The sequence below is a fragment of the Glutamicibacter sp. St.4D3 genome (genome assembly GCF_059728615.1).
On the sequence record NZ_AP039380.1, the window covers coordinates 1,930,577 to 1,948,799 of the forward strand.

Annotated in this window: 19 protein-coding genes; 4 read left to right on the forward strand and 15 right to left on the reverse strand. The window is 66.5% G+C overall.

Annotated features, from left to right (window positions below; genetic code table 11):
• Positions 1-17 precede the first annotated feature (17 nt).
• From AC6I21_RS08890 to AC6I21_RS08900, 3 genes are all read left to right on the forward strand, one after another.
• Positions 18-200 carry a hypothetical protein gene (locus AC6I21_RS08890; protein ID WP_497762225.1) on the forward strand — a complete coding sequence of 61 codons (183 nt, stop codon included), beginning with the start codon at positions 18-20 and terminating at the stop codon, positions 198-200.
• 112 nt (positions 201-312) lie between these two features.
• A complete protein-coding gene (locus AC6I21_RS08895; RefSeq protein WP_497762226.1) occupies positions 313-498 on the forward strand; it encodes a hypothetical protein in 186 nt (61 codons plus the stop codon).
• Positions 499-662: 164 nt separating this feature from the next.
• A complete protein-coding gene (locus AC6I21_RS08900) occupies positions 663-833 on the forward strand; it encodes a hypothetical protein (protein WP_175419371.1) in 171 nt (56 codons plus the stop codon).
• 68 nt (positions 834-901) lie between these two features.
• Here the strand turns inward: AC6I21_RS08900 and secG are convergent, their stop codons facing one another.
• The 14 genes from secG to AC6I21_RS08970 form a co-directional block, all read right to left on the reverse strand.
• Positions 902-1,153, reverse strand: a complete 252-nt coding sequence (secG, locus tag AC6I21_RS08905) for a preprotein translocase subunit SecG (protein WP_054821883.1) — start codon at positions 1,151-1,153, stop codon at positions 902-904.
• A gap of 23 nt (positions 1,154-1,176) precedes the next feature.
• Entirely contained in the window at positions 1,177-1,992 is an 816-nt protein-coding gene (gene tpiA, locus AC6I21_RS08910) for a triose-phosphate isomerase (protein ID WP_138926362.1), read from the reverse strand.
• A 3-nt stretch (positions 1,993-1,995) separates the two neighbouring features.
• Positions 1,996-3,222 carry a phosphoglycerate kinase gene (locus AC6I21_RS08915; RefSeq protein WP_497762227.1) on the reverse strand — a complete coding sequence of 409 codons (1,227 nt, stop codon included), beginning with the start codon at positions 3,220-3,222 and terminating at the stop codon, positions 1,996-1,998.
• A 17-nt stretch (positions 3,223-3,239) separates the two neighbouring features.
• Positions 3,240-4,247 (reverse strand): type I glyceraldehyde-3-phosphate dehydrogenase, encoded by a 1,008-nt coding sequence (gene gap / locus AC6I21_RS08920; protein ID WP_138177807.1) that lies wholly within the window; start codon positions 4,245-4,247, stop codon positions 3,240-3,242.
• A 182-nt stretch (positions 4,248-4,429) separates the two neighbouring features.
• Positions 4,430-5,059 carry a superoxide dismutase gene (locus AC6I21_RS08925; RefSeq protein WP_497762228.1) on the reverse strand — a complete coding sequence of 210 codons (630 nt, stop codon included), beginning with the start codon at positions 5,057-5,059 and terminating at the stop codon, positions 4,430-4,432.
• Between the two features lie 59 nt (positions 5,060-5,118).
• Positions 5,119-6,099 (reverse strand): DNA-binding protein WhiA, encoded by a 981-nt coding sequence (gene whiA, locus AC6I21_RS08930; RefSeq protein WP_138177811.1) that lies wholly within the window; start codon positions 6,097-6,099, stop codon positions 5,119-5,121.
• A 30-nt stretch (positions 6,100-6,129) separates the two neighbouring features.
• Entirely contained in the window at positions 6,130-7,149 is a 1,020-nt protein-coding gene (locus AC6I21_RS08935; RefSeq protein WP_497762229.1) for a gluconeogenesis factor YvcK family protein, read from the reverse strand.
• 13 nt (positions 7,150-7,162) lie between these two features.
• A complete protein-coding gene (gene rapZ, locus AC6I21_RS08940) occupies positions 7,163-8,056 on the reverse strand; it encodes an RNase adapter RapZ (protein WP_138177815.1) in 894 nt (297 codons plus the stop codon).
• Positions 8,057-8,065: 9 nt separating this feature from the next.
• Positions 8,066-10,003, reverse strand: a complete 1,938-nt coding sequence (uvrC, locus tag AC6I21_RS08945; protein WP_497762230.1) for an excinuclease ABC subunit UvrC — start codon at positions 10,001-10,003, stop codon at positions 8,066-8,068.
• A gap of 2 nt (positions 10,004-10,005) precedes the next feature.
• Complete coding sequence (locus AC6I21_RS08950; protein WP_138177819.1) at positions 10,006-10,677, reverse strand: lysophospholipid acyltransferase family protein; 672 nt, start codon at positions 10,675-10,677, stop codon at positions 10,006-10,008.
• A complete protein-coding gene (locus tag AC6I21_RS08955) occupies positions 10,674-11,390 on the reverse strand; it encodes an HAD hydrolase-like protein (protein WP_138178087.1) in 717 nt (238 codons plus the stop codon). Before AC6I21_RS08955 ends, AC6I21_RS08950 begins: the two co-directional genes overlap by 4 nt.
• Positions 11,391-11,480: 90 nt before the next feature.
• A complete protein-coding gene (uvrA, locus tag AC6I21_RS08960; RefSeq protein ID WP_249354571.1) occupies positions 11,481-14,354 on the reverse strand; it encodes an excinuclease ABC subunit UvrA in 2,874 nt (957 codons plus the stop codon).
• Between the two features lie 96 nt (positions 14,355-14,450).
• Positions 14,451-16,082 (reverse strand): outer membrane protein assembly factor BamB family protein, encoded by a 1,632-nt coding sequence (locus tag AC6I21_RS08965; RefSeq protein WP_497762231.1) that lies wholly within the window; start codon positions 16,080-16,082, stop codon positions 14,451-14,453.
• Between the two features lie 162 nt (positions 16,083-16,244).
• On the reverse strand, positions 16,245-16,640 hold the full coding sequence (locus AC6I21_RS08970) for a GntR family transcriptional regulator (protein WP_246049495.1): 396 nt from the start codon (positions 16,638-16,640) through the stop codon (positions 16,245-16,247).
• Between the two features lie 73 nt (positions 16,641-16,713).
• Between AC6I21_RS08970 and AC6I21_RS08975 the strand changes: the two genes are divergently transcribed.
• Positions 16,714-17,367, forward strand: a complete 654-nt coding sequence (locus tag AC6I21_RS08975) for an MBL fold metallo-hydrolase (protein ID WP_497762232.1) — start codon at positions 16,714-16,716, stop codon at positions 17,365-17,367.
• 15 nt (positions 17,368-17,382) lie between these two features.
• Here the strand turns inward: AC6I21_RS08975 and AC6I21_RS08980 are convergent, their stop codons facing one another.
• Positions 17,383-18,186 (reverse strand): methyltransferase domain-containing protein, encoded by an 804-nt coding sequence (locus AC6I21_RS08980; protein WP_138177825.1) that lies wholly within the window; start codon positions 18,184-18,186, stop codon positions 17,383-17,385.
• Between the last annotated feature and the right edge of the window lie 37 nt (positions 18,187-18,223).

The following is an 18,223-nucleotide window of genomic DNA, read 5'->3' on the forward strand; positions in this document are numbered from 1 at the left end:
CGGGAAAGGAGCCCGACATGGAACCGTTCATCTCGCAATGGGTGTGTTCGCTCATCATGGTCATTGGTATTTTCTGCCTCCTCAGCGGCCGGGCGGAACTTGGGGTGCTGTGCCTGGTGTTGGGTGTGGGCCTGACCCTGGTGGACCGGTTCATTGCGCCCCAGGCCGGTGAAACCGAGGGACGCACGCAGCACACTTAGCAGGAGGAGCGCGCAGTTCACCTGCCCGTCGCCATGATGCCACCGGTTCCTCTTCCCTTTGCCATCGCCGAAGCCTACGGTGTTAGAAAGCGTGGGACCTAACGGGGTAAAGATGGCAGATGAAACGCAGTCGCTGACATGGCTCAAGGTGCTGTTGGGCGCCATGGGGACCGCATGCCTGATCACCGGACGGGTGGAGCTGGGCCTGTTGTACCTGGTGCTGGGGATGAGCGCCGAACCGCTGCGCCGCCTGCTGAGCACCCCCGCGGCGTTGCGTTGCCAAAGGCCCCCGGACTGACCTGGGCACTGATTCCGCCGAGCCAGCCCGCCGCTGTGCGCAGTGCTGCTCCCCCTGCCAATCCTTTGGATCGGACGCTGTCCCTGTTGACAAAACCTTCCGTCCGGTACCCTGAAAGACCAGGGTCCTCGACAGGGGGTGAACCGCAGATGAGTCCTCGGAGCATGATGCTGCTGCAGGGTTTCATTACGCTGGTCGGCATTATCAGTTTGCTCAGCGGAGCCACCGGCTTCGGAGTGTTCTGTCTCCTCGTGGCCATGGCGCCCAGTATTTATGACCACTACCGCAGGCAGAATCGCACCACCAGGCATCACCACGGCAGTGACGCCCGCTGACCGTCAGGGTGCGTTAAAAAGCGGTGGGGACTTCCCTCATGGAAAGTCCCCACCGCTTTTTTGGTGGTCTAGAGTTCGACGCTGAAGCGCATGATCAGCGCCAGCCCGATGATCACCGCGGCCCACACCAGGCCGAGCACGACGGTGATCCGGTTCAGGTTCCTCTCGGCGACGCCGGAGGAGCCGAGCGAAGAGGTGACCCCGCCGCCGAACATGTCCGACATACCACCGCCACGGCCCTTGTGCAGCAGGATCAGCATGGTCAGCAGAACACTGGTGATGCCCAGCAGTACCTGCAGGACGATCTTGATGATATCCACTACGTCGGTTCCTTACCTAGGGTTCAGTCGGTCACGAGGTGATGCTCGAACCTAACAATGTTAGCAAACTCTTCGGCATCCAGGCTGGCGCCGCCGACGAGCACGCCGTCCACATCGCGTTCGCGCATGATCGCCGCCGTGTTGGCGGCCTTCACGCTGCCGCCGTAGAGCAGGCGGATCGACTGTGCGACCTCGTCGCCGAAACGTTCGGCCAGGGCGGCACGGATGGCGGCGCACATTTCCTGTGCGTCGGCCGGTCCGGCCACCTCGCCGGTGCCGATGGCCCACACCGGTTCGTAGGCGATGACCAGGCTGGCGGCCTGTTCTGCGGTGAGCCCCGCAATGGAGCCCTCCAGCTGGTTGAGCGTGTATGCCACGTGCTCGCCGGCCTGGCGCTTGTCCAGTCCCTCGCCGATGCACAGCACCGGGGTCAGCTCGTGGCGGTACGCTGCGGCCAGCTTGGCGGCGACGACCTCGTCGGTCTCGTTGTGGTACTGGCGACGCTCGGAGTGACCGACCAGCACATAGCTGCAGCCCAGCTTGTTCAGGAACTGGCCGGAGATTTCCCCGGTGTAGGCTCCCGAATCCTGGGTGGACAGGTCCTGGGCACCGTAGACGATGTCCAGCTTGTCACCCAAGGTCAGGGTCTGCACCCCGCGGATGTCGGTGAACGGCGGGAATACGGCCACTTCGGCGCGGTCGTAGTCATGCTGGTGGTCCTTCAGGGTCCAGGCCAGCTTCTGCACCAGGGTGATGCCCTGGATGTGGTCCATGTTCATCTTCCAGTTGCCGGCGATCAACGGCGTGCGGACGAACTTTCCATCTTTTGAAATAGTCATTGACTAGCCTTCCAGAGCGGCCAGACCCGGCAGGGTCTTGCCCTCAAGGTATTCCAGCGAAGCTCCGCCGCCGGTTGAAATGTGACCGAAGTCGTCTTCATCGAAGCCCAGGGTGCGTACCGCGGCCGCGGAGTCTCCGCCGCCCACCACGCTGAAGGCCTCCGATTCGGCCAGGGCACCGGCCACCCGGCGGGTGCCTTCGGCGAAGGCCGGGATTTCGAAGACGCCCATTGGCCCGTTCCAGAAAACGGTGTTGGCGCTGGTGATGTAGCTGGCGAACAGTTCAGCGGTCTTCGGGCCGATGTCCAGGCCCAGCCCGTTGGCCCCAAAGCTGGCCTGCTCGATCTTGTCGGCGTCCAATACTTCGTGCGCGGCGTGGGCGTCGAACTTCTCCGCCACCACAACGTCGGTCGGGATGATGATGTCGCAGCCAAGCTTCTCGGCGCGGGTCAGGTACTCCTGGCAGGTCGCGACCTGGTCCTCTTCCAACAGGGAGCCGCCGACGGCGTGCCCCTGGGCCTTGAGGAAGGTGAAGGCCATGCCGCCGCCGATCAGCAGTTGGTCGGCCTTGCCCAGCAGGTTGTCGATGACCGCCAGCTTGTCCGAAACCTTCGAGCCGCCCAGCACGACCACGTAGGGGCGCTTCGGGGCTTCGGTGAGGGTCTTGAGCACCTTCACCTCGGTGGCCACCAGGTCTCCCTGGTAGGAGGGAAGCAGTGAAGCGATGTCGTAGACCGAGGCGTGCTTGCGGTGCACTGCACCGAAGGCGTCGTTGACATACGCGCCGTTCTGGCCGGTCAGCTCCGCCAGTTCGCGGGCGAACTGGCCACGCTCGGCGTCGTCCTTGGAGGTCTCGCGCGCATCGAAGCGCACGTTTTCCAACACCAGCACCTGCCCCTCGGCCAGTGCGGCGGCGGACTGCTGGGCGGAGGGGCCCACCACGTCCTCGGCCACGATGACCTCGAAGTCGGACAGTTCATTGAGCCGGTGGGCGGCCGGGGCGATGGAGTACTTGGGATCCACGGTGCCCTTGGGGCGGCCCAGGTGGGCCATCACGATCACCTTGGCGCCGGCCTCGGTGAGTTTGGTGAGCACGGGCAGGGACGCGCGCACGCGTCCGTCGTCGGTGACAGTGGTACCGTCCAGCGGCACGTTCAGGTCGCTGCGGACCAGAACGTGCCGCCCACGGACACCGTCGGCGAGCAATTCGTCGAGAGTGTGTGCAGACATGTCTCTAGATTATCTGACTAGAGCTGCGATCCCACGAATTGAGTCAGGTCAACGAGTCGGGAGGAGTAGCCCCACTCGTTGTCGTACCAGGCCAGGACCTTCACGCTCTTGCCCATGACGGTGGTCAGCTCGGAGTCGAAGATCGCCGAATGCGGGTTGGTCACGATGTCCGAGGAGACCAGCGGATCGGTGGAGTACTGCAGGTACGGGGCCAGGCTGCCTTCGGATGCCGCCTTCTCGAAGGCTGCGTTGACTTCCTCCACGGTGACCTCGCGCGGCAGGTTCACGGTCAGGTCGGTGGCCGAACCGGTTGGGACCGGCACGCGCATGGCGTAGCCGTGCAGCTTGCCCTTCAGCTCCGGCAGCACCGAACCGATGGCCTTGGCGGCACCGGTGGTGGTCGGGATGATGTTCAGGGCGGCGGCGCGGGCACGACGCGGATCCTTGTGCGGGGCATCCTGCAGGCGCTGGTCGGCGGTGTAGGCGTGGATGGTGGTCATCAGGCCGTCAACGATCCCGAATTCGTCGTTGAGCACCTTGGCCATCGGGGCCAGGCAGTTGGTGGTGCACGAGGCGTTCGAGATGATGTGGTGGTTGGCCGGATCGTACTGGTCGTCGTTCACACCCATCACGATGGTGATGTCGTTGTTCTTCGCCGGGGCGGAGATGATGACCTTCTTGGCGCCGGCGTCCAGGTGCTTCTGGGCATCCTTGGCCTTGGTGAAACGTCCGGTGGATTCCACGACGATGTCGACGTTCAGTTCGCCCCAGGGCAGGTTTTCGGGGTTCTTCTCCGAGAGCACCTTGATGCGCTTCTCGCCGACGACGATGACGTCTTCTTCCACGCTGACCTCTACGGGCAGAACACCCAGAACGGAGTCGAACTTCACCAGGTGGGCCAGGGAGTCGATTGAACCAAGGTCGTTGACGGCGACAATTTCAATGTCTGCGTTCTTGGCCAGGGCCGCGCGCAGGTAATTGCGTCCGATTCGTCCGAAACCATTGATTCCAACACGGGTTGTCACGTGACTATCTCCTCTAAGTGGGGATGTTGGTGCCACTACCGCGTGCTAACGGAAGCGGCCTTTCGTTGAAGGACACTCCGTTGTGTCGTGTCTTCGGGCCCCGATGGTTCGGGGCCCGAATCACTGATTACATTCTACGCCATCACTGGCGAGATGTGTGAGACAGCTAACTGTCTCTTTCGTTACTTGCCCGGAACGACGAGCGAGGTTGCACCCTGGCGGGCGGCCGCGAAGCGAGCCTGAACGTCAGCCCAGTTCACGATGTTCCAGAACGCCTTGACGTAATCGCCCTTGACGTTGACGTAGTCCAGGTAGAAGGCGTGCTCCCACATGTCCAGCATCAGCAGCGGGATGGTGCCGACCGGGACGTTGCCCTGCTGATCGTAGAGCTGCTCGATGACCAGCTGGCCACCGATCGGCTCGTAGGCCAGCACGGCCCAGCCCGAACCCTGCAGCGAAGTCGCAGCAGCGTTGAACTGGCCGCGGAAGGCGTCGAACGAGCCGAAGAACTCGTCGATGGCAGCTGCCAGTTCGCCCTCGGGCTTGTCGCCGCCCTCTGGGGAGAGGTTGTTCCAGAAGATCGAGTGGTTGGTGTGGCCACCGAGGTGGAAGGCCAGGTCCTTGGACAGCTTCGGGATGTTGCCGAATTCACCCTTTTCGCGGGCTTCGGCCATCTGCTCCAAAGCGGTGTTGGCCCCGGCCACGTAGGTGGCGTGGTGCTTCGAGTGGTGCAGCTCCATGATGCGAGCCGAGATATGCGGCTCCAGAGCGGCGTAGTCGTACTGCAGTTCAGGCAGCGAATAAACAGCCATGATTCTCCTCAATCTTCTCAATCGGATGAATCTCCGCGAACTGTTGTCCGCGGGGACACTTACTGTTCCAGTGCATCTACTGGAACGCTGGACTCAGTCCCAGGTATTCCCAGTTCGCCCGCCTTTTTGTCGGCCATGGCCAAAAGGCGGCGGATCCGGCCTGCGATGGCGTCCTTCGTCATTGGCGGTTCGGCCATGCGACCAAGCTCGTCCAATGAAGCTTGTTTGTGTTCCAGTCGCAGTAACCCGGCGTAACGCAGGTGCTCGGGCACCTCGTCGCCCAGGATCTGCAGGGCACGTTCCACGCGCGCTCCGGCGGCCACCGCCGCCTGGGCGCTGCGTCGCAGATTGGCGTCGTCGAAGTTGGCCAGCCGGTTCGCGGTGGCCCGCACTTCCTTGCGCATCCTGCGTTCTTCCCACACCATCAGCGCATCATGTGCGCCCATGCGTGTCAACAGCTGGGCAATGGCGTCTCCGTCACGGATGACCACGCGGTCCACCCCGCGCACTTCACGGGCCTTGGCGGTGATGTCCAGCCGGCGGGCGGCACCGACCAGGGCCAGGGCGGCTTCCGGGCCGGGGCAGGTGATTTCCAGGGCGGAGCTGCGCCCGGGTTCGGTCAGTGAGCCATGGGAGAGGAAGGCGCCGCGCCACACCGCTTCGGCGTCGGCAGTGGACCCGTTGACGATCACCGAGGGCAGTCCGCGCACCGGACGCCCGCGGGCGTCCAGCAGCCCGGTCTGCCGGGCCAGCACCTCACCGTCGCGGGCGACCCGCACGATGTAGCGGCTGCCCTTGCGGATGCCGGAACCGGTGACCATGACGATCTCGGCCTCGTGCCCGTACAGTTCGGAGATCGCGACCTTCAGTCGGCGGGCGGTCGCGGCCAGGTCGACCTCGGCCTCGATGACGATGCGTCCGGAGACAATGTGCAAGCCGCCGCTGAAGCGCAGCATGGTTGAAACCTCGGCCTTGCGGACCGAGGGCTTGCGGATCTCTACCCGTGACAGCTCGTCTTTGACGGAAGCCGTCAATGCCATGAATCAAACTCCCTTACATGGTTCTTCGTACTACGAGCCGATGGCGGTGAACACTTCGTGGTAGGCCGCCGCGAGTCGCAACGGGTCGTGAACAGCACGACCGTCAGATACCCCTACTGTACCGAAAAAGACCCGGGCCCCGAGCTTTTGTGCTGCCAGCTCAAAGCGCTCCCGGTTCCCCACCTTGGATTCTTCGGCGATAATGGCGTCGAACTTCACCTCCGGCGCGTAGCGGGCAATCACCTCCAGGTGCGCGGTGCCATCCATCCCGCCGGTCTCGGCGGTATTCGTGGACAGGTTCATGGTCAGCAGCTTCTTGGCCGTCGTCGAGGCGATCGCCGAACGCATTTCGGGCAGCAGCAGGTGCGGCAGCACCGAGGTGTACCAAGAGCCCGGACCCAGCACCACCCAGTCGGCCAGGTCGATGGCTTCCAGCGCCTCGATGCACGCCGGGGCGCCTTCCGGCTCCAGGTTGACGTTGGTGACTAGGGCGTTGTTCCCGGCGGCGGCCAGATCGGCTTGCCCGTCGATGCGCCCGCGCACCAGGTTTCCGTCCTGCCCGGCCTGCAGCACCTCACCGTGGATGGTCAGCGGCACGGTGCTCATCGGCAGCACCTGTCCGCGCGCGCCGAGCAGCGCCCCGGCCCAGCGCAGCCCGGCCACCGGGTCCTCCAGCAGTTCCCACAGCGCCAGGATCAGCAGGTTGCCCACCGCGTGCCCGTTCAGCGGCTCGGTCTCATTCGTCTTCGCCTCGAAACGGTGCTGCATGACGTCCCGCCACGTGCGCCCCCAGTCGTTATCGTCACATAGTGCGGCCAGCGCCATGCGCAGATCCCCGGGAGGCAGGACCGGGAAGGATTCGCGCAGCCGCCCGGAGCTTCCCCCGTCATCGGCGACGGTGACCACCGCGGTCAGCGACGTGGTCAGTCGGCGCAGTGCCGAGAGCGACGTCGACAGCCCGTGCCCGCCGCCCAGGGCCACGACGGAGGGGTTGTAGGAGTTGTCTCTGCTCAGCCCCTGGATGGGGATGGGCCCGGTTGCAAATGCCACGGTTTACCGCCGCCTATTCCCGGCCCAGGTCACGGTGGGTGACGTTGACGCGCACGTTGGGCAGCTGGGCCAGGCGGCGGCCCAGCTCGATGGCTGTGGCGACCGAACGGTGCTTGCCGCCGGTGCAGCCCACGGCAATGGTGGCGTAGTGTTTGTTTTCACGCCGGTAGCCTTCGAAGACCGGTTCCAGGGCCTTGAGGTAGCTGACAATGAACTCCTCGGTGCCCGGGTGCTCCAGCACGTACTCGGCCACCTCGGCGTCCCGCCCGGTTTTCGGGCGCAGCTCGGGCACCCAGTGCGGGTTGGGGATGAAGCGCACGTCCGCAACGTAGTTCGCGTCGGTGGGCAGGCCGTACTTGAACCCGAAGCTCATCACGTTCACGCGCAGGATGATCGGCCCGGAGTCGCTGAACAGTTCGTTGACCGCGCGGGCCAGGTCGTGCACCGACATGTCCGAGGAGTCCAGGACCACCTCGGCGGCCTCGCGCAGCTGCGCGGTGACGTCGCGTTCCCGGCGGATGCCGTCCAGGATGCGCCCGTCGGCCTGCAGCGGGTGGGGGCGGCGGCCCTGCTCGAAGCGGCGGACCAGCACGTCGTCGTGGGCGTCCAGGTAGAACAGCCGGTAGCCCACTCCCCCGGCGGTCAGTGCGGAGAGCGCCTCACGGATTTCGGGGAACAGGTCCTTGGAGCGCACGTCCATGACCACCGCGAGCTTGGGCAGCCCGCCCTGGGAGCGGCTCATCAGTTCGGTGAGCATGCCCAGCATGGCGGGGGGAAGGTTCTCCACCACGTACCAACCGAGGTCCTCCAGGGCGTGGGCGACGGTGGTGCGCCCGGCTCCGGACATGCCGGTGACGATTACCAGTTCTGACTCGGGGGGCTTTACTGTCTCATACTCGACGGTCATACCTCAAGGCTAGTCGAGAATTTCGCCGGTCGTCATGTTGACGGCGCCGGATGACTGACCTTCCAAGGATTCTTTGATCGTTTGCGCCAGCTTTTCACCTACGCCCTTGACCTGTGTTAACTCCTCGATGTTGGCGGCGCGGATCTTCTTCATGGAACCGAAGTGCTTGCGCAGCGCGGCCTGCTTGGCCGCGCCCAGTCCGGGGATCTTGTCCAGCTCGGATTCGATCATCGACTTCGAGCGCTTCTGCCGGTGGAAGGTGATCGCGAAGCGGTGCGCCTCATCGCGCAGGCGCTGCACCAGGTACAGGGCGGCCGAGGCGCGCGGCAGGATCACCGGGAACGGGTCATCGGGCAGCCACAGCTCCTCCAGGCGCTTGGCCAATCCCACCACCGGAATGTCATCGATCCCCAAATCGTCCAGGGCCCGCTGCGCGGCGGCCACCTGCGGCGGTCCGCCGTCAACGATCACCAGTGAGGGCGGGTAGGCGAACTTGCGGGTTTCCGGCTCGCTGCCGTCGATCACCCCGCTGGTGAACTTCTTGGCGTCCACCTTGTCCTTCAGGTACCGGCTGAAGCGGCGGTGGATGACGTCGTACATGCTGGCGGTGTCATCGCGGGCCGCTTCCCCGGTGATGGCGAACTTGCGGTATTCGCTCTTCTTCGGCAGTCCGTCCTCGAACACCACCATGGAGGCGACCACGTTGGTGCCCTGCGTGTGGGAGGCGTCGTAGCATTCGATGCGCAGCAGCGCATCCTCGGTGCCCAGCGCCTCCTGCAGTTCCTGCAGCGCCGCCGAGCGGGTGGAGATGTCCCCGGCCCGCTTGGACTTGTGCAGCCGCAGCGCCTGTTCGGCGTTGTCCACCACGGTCTTGGCCAGCGCCGCCTTGTCCCCGCGGCGCGCCACGCGCAGCGAGACCCGCGACCCGCGCAGTTCGCTGAGCCAGGTGGTCAGATCGTTGATGTCCTCGGGCAGTTCGGGAACCAGGATTTCGCGCGGGATCCGGTCCGGGTGGTCCGCGTACACCTGGGTGAGCAGGTGCTCAACGAATTCGGCCATCGTGGTGTCGACGACCTTCTCCACCACCCAGCCGCGCTGGGAGCGGATGCGCCCGTCGCGCACGTGGAAGACCTGCACGGCGGCTTCCAGCTCATCCTCGTGCACCCCGAAGATGTCGGCCTCGGTGTTTTCGGCCAGCACCACCGCGTTGCGTTCAAACACCCGCTTCAGCGCGGCAATGTCGTCACGGTAGCGGGCCGCCTGCTCGTACTCCAGCTCGGCGACGGCCTCGTTCATCTTCGTTTCCAGCTGGCGGACGAACTTGGTCGCCTCCCCGCCCATGAACGTGCACAGGTCATCGGCCAGCTGGCGGTGGTCCTCCACGCTGATCCGCCCGACGCAGGGGGCGGCGCACTTGTCGATGTACCCCAGCAGGCAGGGGCGCCCGGAGGCCTGGGCGCGGTTGAAGACCCCGGGTGAGCAGCTGCGTACCGGGAAGACGCGCAGCAGGGTGTCCAGGGTTTCGCGGATGGCCTTGGCCGGGTAGAACGGGCCGAAGTACTTCACGCCCTTGCGCTTGTCCCCGCGCATCACCAGGGCGCGCGGGAACTTCTCGTTCATCGTCACCGCCAGGTACGGGTAGGACTTGTCGTCCCGGAAAACGATGTTGAAGCGCGGGTTGTACTCCTTGATCCAGGTGTACTCCAGCTGCAGTGCCTCCAGTTCGGAGGCCACCACGGTCCATTCCACGCTGGCGGCGGTGAACACCATCGCATGGGTTTTCGGGGTCAGCCGGGCCGGGTTGACGAAGTAGGAGGCCAACCGGTTGCGCAGCACCCGGGCCTTGCCCACATAGATGACCCGCCCGTGTTCGTCGCGGAAGCGGTACACCCCTGGGCGGGTGGGGATGTCCGAGGACTTGGGTCGGTAACTGGCCGGATCTGCCATGGCTACTTCGCGTCCGGGGGCAGCTGGTTGTAGGACTCCACCCGCTCCTGGCCGCTTAGTTCGGCGATCGCGTCCACGATCCGGTCGGTGGCCCGGCGCCGTTCGGGCAGCGGGTGCTTGCGCCCCATCTGCTCGAAGTACAGCGGTTCACCGTAGTGGATGGAGAACTTGGTGGGGCGGATGCCCTTCTTGTCGGCTGGCTGCAGCTTTTCGGTGCCGATCAGCCCGACCGGGACCACCGGCGCACCGGTGGTCAACGCCAGCCAGCCCACCCCGGTGCGTCCGCGGTAGAGCCGGCCGTCCCGCGACCGGGTGCCCTCCGGGTAGATGCCGATGCCGCTGCCGGAGTCCAGCACGTCGATCAGCGAATCCAGCGCGGCCACGCTGGCGGCCTGCTCCCCGCGCTGCACCGGGATGGAGCCGACCGATTCGAAGAAGTTCTTCATCAGCTTGCCCTTCACCCCAGGGGTGGTGAAGTACTCGGCCTTGGCGAAGAACGCGACGTCACGGGGGGTCAGGGCCTGGATGATGATTGAGTCGAGGAAGGAGAGGTGGTTGGAGGCCACAATGAACGAACCCTCGGTGGGCACGTTGGACAGCCCGGTGATCTCGGGGCGGCACAGGGTGTGCAACGCCGCCCGGATCGATGAACGGGTCATCGTGTACAAGCTCATGGCCTGGTGCCTTCCTGTTCCAGTTCCTCATCGGCGGTGGCCGCCGGCTCCGCCCCGTCGGCCGCCGGCAGCAGCAGCGCCGCCAGCTGCTCGACGCTTTCCACTACGTGGTCGGCGGCCTCAAGTTCGGCGCCCTGGGCGAAGCCCCACCGCACGCCGATGCTGCGCACCGCGTTCTCGCGGGCGGCATCCAAGTCATAATAGCGGTCCCCGACCACGACGCTGCCGGCCGCGTCCAGGTCCGCCTCACGCAGCGCGGCGGCCACGATGTGCGCCTTGCTGGAACCGTGGTTCCCGCCCTCGCCGAGGTTCCCGTGCACGGCATCGAGCAGGGGGCTCAGTTCCTGGACGTCCAGCAGCTGCCGGGCGATCGGCTCGGGTTTGGCGGTGGTGACCGCCACGTGGATCCGCGCTTCGCGCAGCCGGTGCAGCAGCTCGCGGATTCCGGGGTAGACGCGGGATTCGGCCATGCCCGATTCGGCGTAGCGCTGCCGGTAGCTGGCGATCACCGCGTCAATGTTGTGCTCCCCGACCCCGTCCAGGGTGCGCAGCCCAATCTGCAGCGGCGGGCCGACCAGCGCGGCGACCCGCGCCTCCCCCGGATCCGGCAGGCCGTGGCGCACCAGCGCATGGCGGATGCCAGAGGTTATGGCTCCGGCCGGGTCCACCAGGGTCCCGTCCAGATCGAAAAGAACACTTGAAACCGACAACATCACCTAGTCATTCTCGCATGCCCGCGCCCCGGCCCCCGCCATCCATGCCCGCGGGGGCATACGCGGGGGCGCAGGCGGGCCGGGCGCCGGCTACGGAAGGATCTCGGCCAGGAAGCGTCCGGTGTGCGATTCGGGCACCTTTGCCACCGCCTCGGGGGTGCCGGTGGCCATCAGCTGCCCGCCCCCGGAACCGCCCTCCGGGCCCAGGTCGATGACCCAGTCGGTGGACTTGATGACATCCAGGTTGTGCTCGATGGTCAGCACCGTGTTGCCCTTGTCGACCAGGCCCTGCAGCACCTTCAGCAGCTTGCGGATGTCCTCGAAGTGCAGCCCGGTGGTCGGCTCGTCCAGCACGTAGATGGACCGGCCGTTGGAGCGCTTCTGCAGTTCCGCGGCCAGCTTCACGCGCTGGGCCTCACCGCCGGAAAGGGTGGTGGCCGGCTGGCCCAGGCGCACATAGCCCAGCCCGACGTCCACCAGGGTGTTCAGGTGTCGGGCAATCGGGGTGAAGGCGCTGAAGAACTCGGCGGCCTCGCTGATTGGCATGTCCAGCACGTCGGCGATGTTCTTGCCCTTGTAGAGCACCTGCAGGGTTTCGCGGTTGTAGCGCGCCCCATGGCAGACCTCGCACGGCACGTACACGTCGGGCAGGAAGTTCATCTCGATTTTCAAGGTGCCGTCACCCGAGCAGGCCTCGCAGCGTCCGCCCTTGACGTTGAAGGAGAAGCGCCCGGGCATGTAGCCGCGCAGCTTGGCCTCATTGGTTTCGGCGAACAGCTTGCGGATGTGGTCGAACACGCCGGTGTAGGTGGCCGGGTTCGAGCGCGGGGTGCGCCCGATCGGCGACTGGTCCACGTGCACCACCTTGTCCAGGTGTTCCAGGCCCTGCACCCGGGTGTGCCGGCCGGGCACCTGCTTGGCGCCGTTGAGCTTGTTCGCCAGCACCTTGTACAGGATGTCGTTGACCAGGGTCGACTTGCCCGAGCCGGACACGCCGGTGACGGCGGTGAACACGCCCAGCGGGAAGTCCACGGTCAGGTCCTGCAGGTTGTTCTCCTTGGCGCCGACGACCTTCAGCATCCGCTTCTTGTCGACCTTGCGGCGGTTTTCGGGCACCTCGATCCTGCGCCGCCCGGCCAGGTAGTCGCCGGTCAGCGACAGCTCGTTGCGCTTCAGCTCCTCCAGGGACCCGGAGTGCACCACGGTGCCGCCGTGCTCCCCGGCGCCCGGGCCGATGTCCACGATCCAGTCGGCCTCGGCAATGGTGTCCTCGTCGTGTTCCACCACGATCAGCGTGTTGCCCAGGGAGCGCAGCCGGATCAGGGTCTCGATCAGCCGGCGGTTGTCGCGCTGGTGCAGCCCGATCGACGGTTCGTCCAGCACGTAGAGCACCCCGACCAGCCCGGAGCCGATCTGGGTGGCCAGGCGGATGCGCTGGGCCTCGCCGCCGGAGAGCGTGCCAGCGGCCCGCTCCAGGGTCAGGTACTCCAGGCCCACGTCCAGCAGGAAGCGCATGCGCGCCCCGATCTCCTTGAGCACCTGCGCGGCGATCTGCGCCTCGCGTTCGCTCATCTGGACGGTTTCCATGAACTGGGCGGCGCTGCGCAGGTCCATGGCACACACCTCGGCGATGGACTTGCCGCCCACCAGCACGGAGAGCGAGGCCGGGTTCAGCCGGGCGCCGTTGCAGGTCGGGCACGGGATCTGGCGCATGTACTGCTCGTAGCGGTCCCGGGCGTGGTCGGACTCGGTTTCCTGGTGCTTGCGGTGCACGTAGGCGATGACGCCCTCAAAACCGGTGGTGTACTTGCGTTCGCGCCCGAACCGGTTGCGGTACTGCACCACGACCTTGTGGTCCTTGCCGTTGAGGATCGCGTTGCGGGCCTTGGCCGGCAGGTCCTTCCAGCGGGTGTCCATGGAAAATCCCAGGTCCTTGCCCAGGCCCTCGATCAGCCGGTTCCAGTATTCGGTGGTGGCCTTGCCCAGCGACCAGGGGGCGATCGCCCCGTCGGCCAGCTTCACCTCGTCATCGGGCACGATCAGCGCCTCGTCGACCTCCAGCTTGGTGCCGATGCCGCTGCAGGCCGCGCAGGCGCCGAACGGGTTGTTGAAGGAGAAGGTGCGCGGTTCGATCTCGTCGATCGCCAGCGGGTGCTCATTCGGGCAGGCCAGGTTCTCGGAAAACGCGCGCACCCGCTGCGGGTCATCGGCGTCCAGGTCCACGAAGTCCACTAGCACGCGCCCGTCGGCCAGGCCCAGCGCGGTCTCAATGGAATCGGTCAGCCGCTGGCGCACGGTGTCGTTGATCGCCAGGCGGTCCACGACCACCTCGATGGTGTGCTTGTACTGCTTGGCCAGCTTCGGCGGGTCGGTCAGCTGGATGGTTTCCCCGTCGACGCGGGCGCGGGCGTAGCCCTTGGCGGACAGCTCGGAGAACAGGTCCACGAACTCGCCCTTGCGGGCGCGCACCACCGGGGCGAGCACCTGGAAGCGGGTGCGTTCGGGCAGTTCCAGCAGCTGGTCCACGATCTGCTGCGGGGTCTGCTTGGAGATCGGCTCCCCGCAGACCGGGCAGTGCGGGTGGCCGACGCGCGCCCAGAGCAGGCGCATGTAGTCGTACACCTCGGTGATGGTGCCCACGGTGGAGCGCGGGTTGCGGCTGGTGGACTTCTGGTCGATCGACACCGCCGGGGACAGGCCCTCGATGAAGTCCACATCCGGCTTGTCCACCTGGCCCAGGAACATGCGGGCGTAGGCGGAGAGGGACTCAACGTAGCGGCGCTGGCCCTCGGCGAAGATGGTGTCAAAGGCCAGGGAGGACTTGCCGGACCCGGAGAGCCCGGTGAACACGATCATTGCATCGCGCGGCAGGTCAAGGTCCACATTCTTCAGGTTGTGCTCACGGGCACCCTTGACCACCAGGTGCGACAAATCAAGTGAAGTAGTCTCTGCAGTAATAGCCACCAGCCCATACTAATCGAAAACTGGTTCGAATAAGAGTGCCGTTGGGCACATCTTCCGGTGATGTGCCCCGCTCCCGGCGAGCGCCGCCGGCAGGCGCTACCGCTGCACCTGCCGGGGCACGTCAGGCGCGCCCGGGGCCGGTACGGCCGGCGGCATCCGGTAGGCGGTCATCCCCTGGGTCCCGGCCAACACCACCACCTGCTGCTGGTCGTGCCCGGTGCGCACGAACTCGGCGTAGCGCGGCGGCACCGTGCCGGGTTTGAGGGTGTCGCGGTCGCACGGGTGGATCGCGTCCTCGCCGTTGAGGTAGCGCGGCTCCCGGTCCCCGGGGATCGGCAATTCCAGCGTTTCACGCGCCGTCGTGCACAGCACACTCTGGCCCAGCACCTGCCCCAGTTCGCGCACGTTTCCGGTGGCGATCTCAATGGCGCGCCACCCCTGGGGCAGCGGCAGGATGGCGTGTTCGGTGTCGGACAGGATCCGTGCCCGCGGTTTGATCAGCTCCCGGGTGCGCTTCAGCTCCGGCAGCCCGTGGCTCCACTGTTCGACGCCGGTGCGGGCGTACAGGGCGGTGACCCGCCATTTCAGGCCGGTGAGCACGCTTTGGCGGGTGTCGCTGTCCGATTCGAGGATGGAGGACATGCCGCTGTCGATGGTGCACAGCACCACGGTGCGCCGTGCGTCGGTGACCCAGTCGGTGAAGATCCCCTGGCGGTAGGCTTCCGCCCCGGGCTGGCGCCACAGCACCGTGCCGCTGGCCGCGTCCACCGCGATGCTCATGTAGTCGCTGGCCAGATCGAGCAGGTAGGTGCCGCTACTGGCCCGGTTGTGGGCGCGCGAACCGCTGCCGATCAGCGTGTCGGACGGTTCGCTGGCCAGGGTCCAGATCCATCCGGAGTCGGAGGAGTACTCGGTGGCGAACGCCTTCTCGTAGGGCTGCTTCCAGAGGATTTTGCCGTTCCGGGCGTAGGCGAGCTGTTCCTTGTTTGGCCCGCACTGCCCGGTGGCCGACAGCCCGTGCCCCAGCAGGCGGGAGTCCTCATCCGGCAGGGGCACCGGCAGTTGGGCGGACGGCACCGCTGTCCAGCTGCCGCCGCTCGCGTCGAAGCGGTATTGCCTCGCCCCGCGCCGGTCGACCGAGTCGTTGGTGCCCTCGGTGCACCAGCTGGTGGCGCAGGGCTGGGGCCTGCTCCCCCAGTAGTGTTCGCCCCACCCCGGTGCCAGCTGCCGGCCGGTGTCGGTGTTCAGCACCACCAGTCGGGCGCCCTGCTGCCCGTCGGGGATCTGCACGGCCACCGTGTCCTGCCCGTCGATGCTCACGCTGTCCAATCCCACCGGCACCCCGGAGGGGTCATTGCCCGGGTAGGCCCGGCGCTGCCAGGCCAGTTTGCCGCTGTACAGCTCCCGTGCGGTGAGGTACAGCTTGTTCTTTTCCTGGGTGTAGGCCAGCACCCGTTGGCCGACCACGAGGCTCTGGCTGAGCAGCGCATCCTGGCTGTCCCACAGTTTGGTGGCCGGTTTGGCCAGGCGCTCGGCCTGCGCCGCCGCCTGGCGCTCCCGGTCGGGCTGCCCGCCGTCCTGCCCGGCCACGCAGCCGGTGAAGGCCAGCGTGCCGGCCAGTGCGGCGGCCAGTGCGGAGGCCAGGAACAGCGGGGCCCGTGTGCCCCGGTGCGGGGGCGCGGCGGCAGCTTCGGGCGGGGTGTCGGTGGCGGCTGGACTGCGGTGCATGATGGCCCTCCTGGTTCACCGGCGGGGCCGGTGCTGATCGGTGGGCTCATCCTATGGCGGGGAAGAAATCTGTGCGGAGGATATCCACAGCCGGGGCCTGCCGCTGGTCCGCCGGGGGTGGGAGGTGGGGCCGCAAGCCGGTCCGGCGGCCGGCCGGGGACCCTAGCGCGGCAGTGAGCTGAAGGCGGCGCGCAGGTACTGTATCGCCTTGTCCTCGGTGACGTTCCACAGCTGGCAGGCCCGGGCCAGGTCGGCGGCGGCGTCGGTGACCTCCTGCACGCCGCGCTCGGCGCTGGCCTGCACGATGGTGCCGTGCCGTCCCCGGGTGACCACCGCGCCCTGGGCCTCGAGCTCCTTGTACACCTTGGCGACCGTGTTCGTGGCCAGGGACAGCTGCTCGGCCAGGGCCCGCACGGAGGGCAGCTTGGTTCCCGGGGCGAGCTTGCCCCCGGCGATCGCCGCCAGGATCTGTTCGCGCACCTGCTGGTAGGGGGCGGTGGGATCCTGCGCGTCGATCGTGATGAACCCGAGGCTGTCCATGGCTGCTGTCACTTCCATTTCATCGAAAAGCTAAATCGTTGTTCCCTTGAGCCTATCGCCTTGCCCCGGGTGCCGGACGTAGGGTGGGGGCATGAATACCTTGGATCTTGACGACGTGATCATTCGCCAGATAAGCGTTTCCGACATGGACAACAACGTGTACCTGCTCACCGAGAAGGCCAGCGGCAAGCAGCTGCTGGTGGACGCGGCCGATGACTGGTCGGCGATCTCGGCGATGATCGAGCAGGCCGCCGGGGACGGGTCCGATCCGGAGCTGGTGGGCATCGCCACCACCCACCAGCATTGGGATCATGTGCGGGCGCTGTCCCAGGCGCATCAGGCGCACGCGGTGCCGACCTACGCCGGGGCCGAGGATGCGGCGCAGATCGAGCAGCATAGCGGGGTGGCGACCAGCAACCCGGTCAAGCACGGGGACCGGCTGCCGCTGGGGGACGTGGTGATCGACTGCGTGCACCTGCGCGGGCACACCCCCGGTTCGATCGCCTACGTGGTGCGGGATTCCTCGGGCAGGATCGCGATCCTCAGCGGGGATTCGCTCTTCCCCGGCGGAGTGGGCAACACCGGGGAAGATCCCCAGCGTTTCATGCAGCTGTTCGCCGATGTCAGTGAGCGGCTCTTTGGCGCCTACCCGGATGAGGCGGTGGTGCTGCCCGGGCATGGGGATTCCACCACCCTGGGCCAGGAGCGCCCGCACCTGGAGGAATGGCAGGAACGCGGCTGGTAGCCGGCCCGGGACCGGCTAGCTTCCCGGCCGTCCGAGCTTCTGCCCGACCATGAAGATCCGGCGGAACGGGAAGTTGGTCAGCTGCTGCCCGCCGGCGACCTCGATGCGCCGGTAGTGCCCGCCGACCGCCTGGCGGTAGTCGTCTTCGAAGCGCCGGTAGTCCTCCGGATCCAGGGCGGCCTTCACCGGCAGCAGTGCGGTGCCGCGCACCCAGTCCAGGATCGGGTCGCTGCCGGTGAGCAGCTGCTGGTAGCTGGTCTCCCACACGTCGGCGGTGAACCCTTCCTCGATCAGCAGCCGCTGGTAGTCCGCCGGCGCGGCGACCGCGTCGGCGTGGCGCAGCACCCCGGCCAGCTTGGCCGACCAGTCGGGGCGTTCGGCGACCTGGCGCATCACCGCGTGGGAGGGCGAGTCGAAGTTGCCCGGCACCTGGATGGCGATGGCCGCCTCGCTTTCCAGCTGCCGCAGCCAGCCCCGCAGCAGCTGCAGGTGCCCGGGGATCCACTGCAGCATGGCGTTGGAGAACAGCAGGTCGATCGTGTCATCGGCCTGCCACGAGGTGGCGTCGGCCAGCTCAAAGCGCAGGTTCGGCGGGTTGTCTCCGGCGTGGGCGGTGTCAATCATCTGCCGGGAAGAGTCCAGGCCCAGCACCAGCGCCTCGGGCCAGCGTTCGGCCAGCAGCCTGGTCATGTTCCCCGGCCCGCAGCCCAGGTCCACGATTTTCTTTGGCGCCAGGTGCTCCACCCGCGCCATCAAATCCAGGTAGGGCCGTCCCCGGTAGTCGGCGAATTCGGTATATGTGCTCGGCTCCCACTTCATAACCCAAGTTTATTGCCGCACACTGCGCCACGACTAG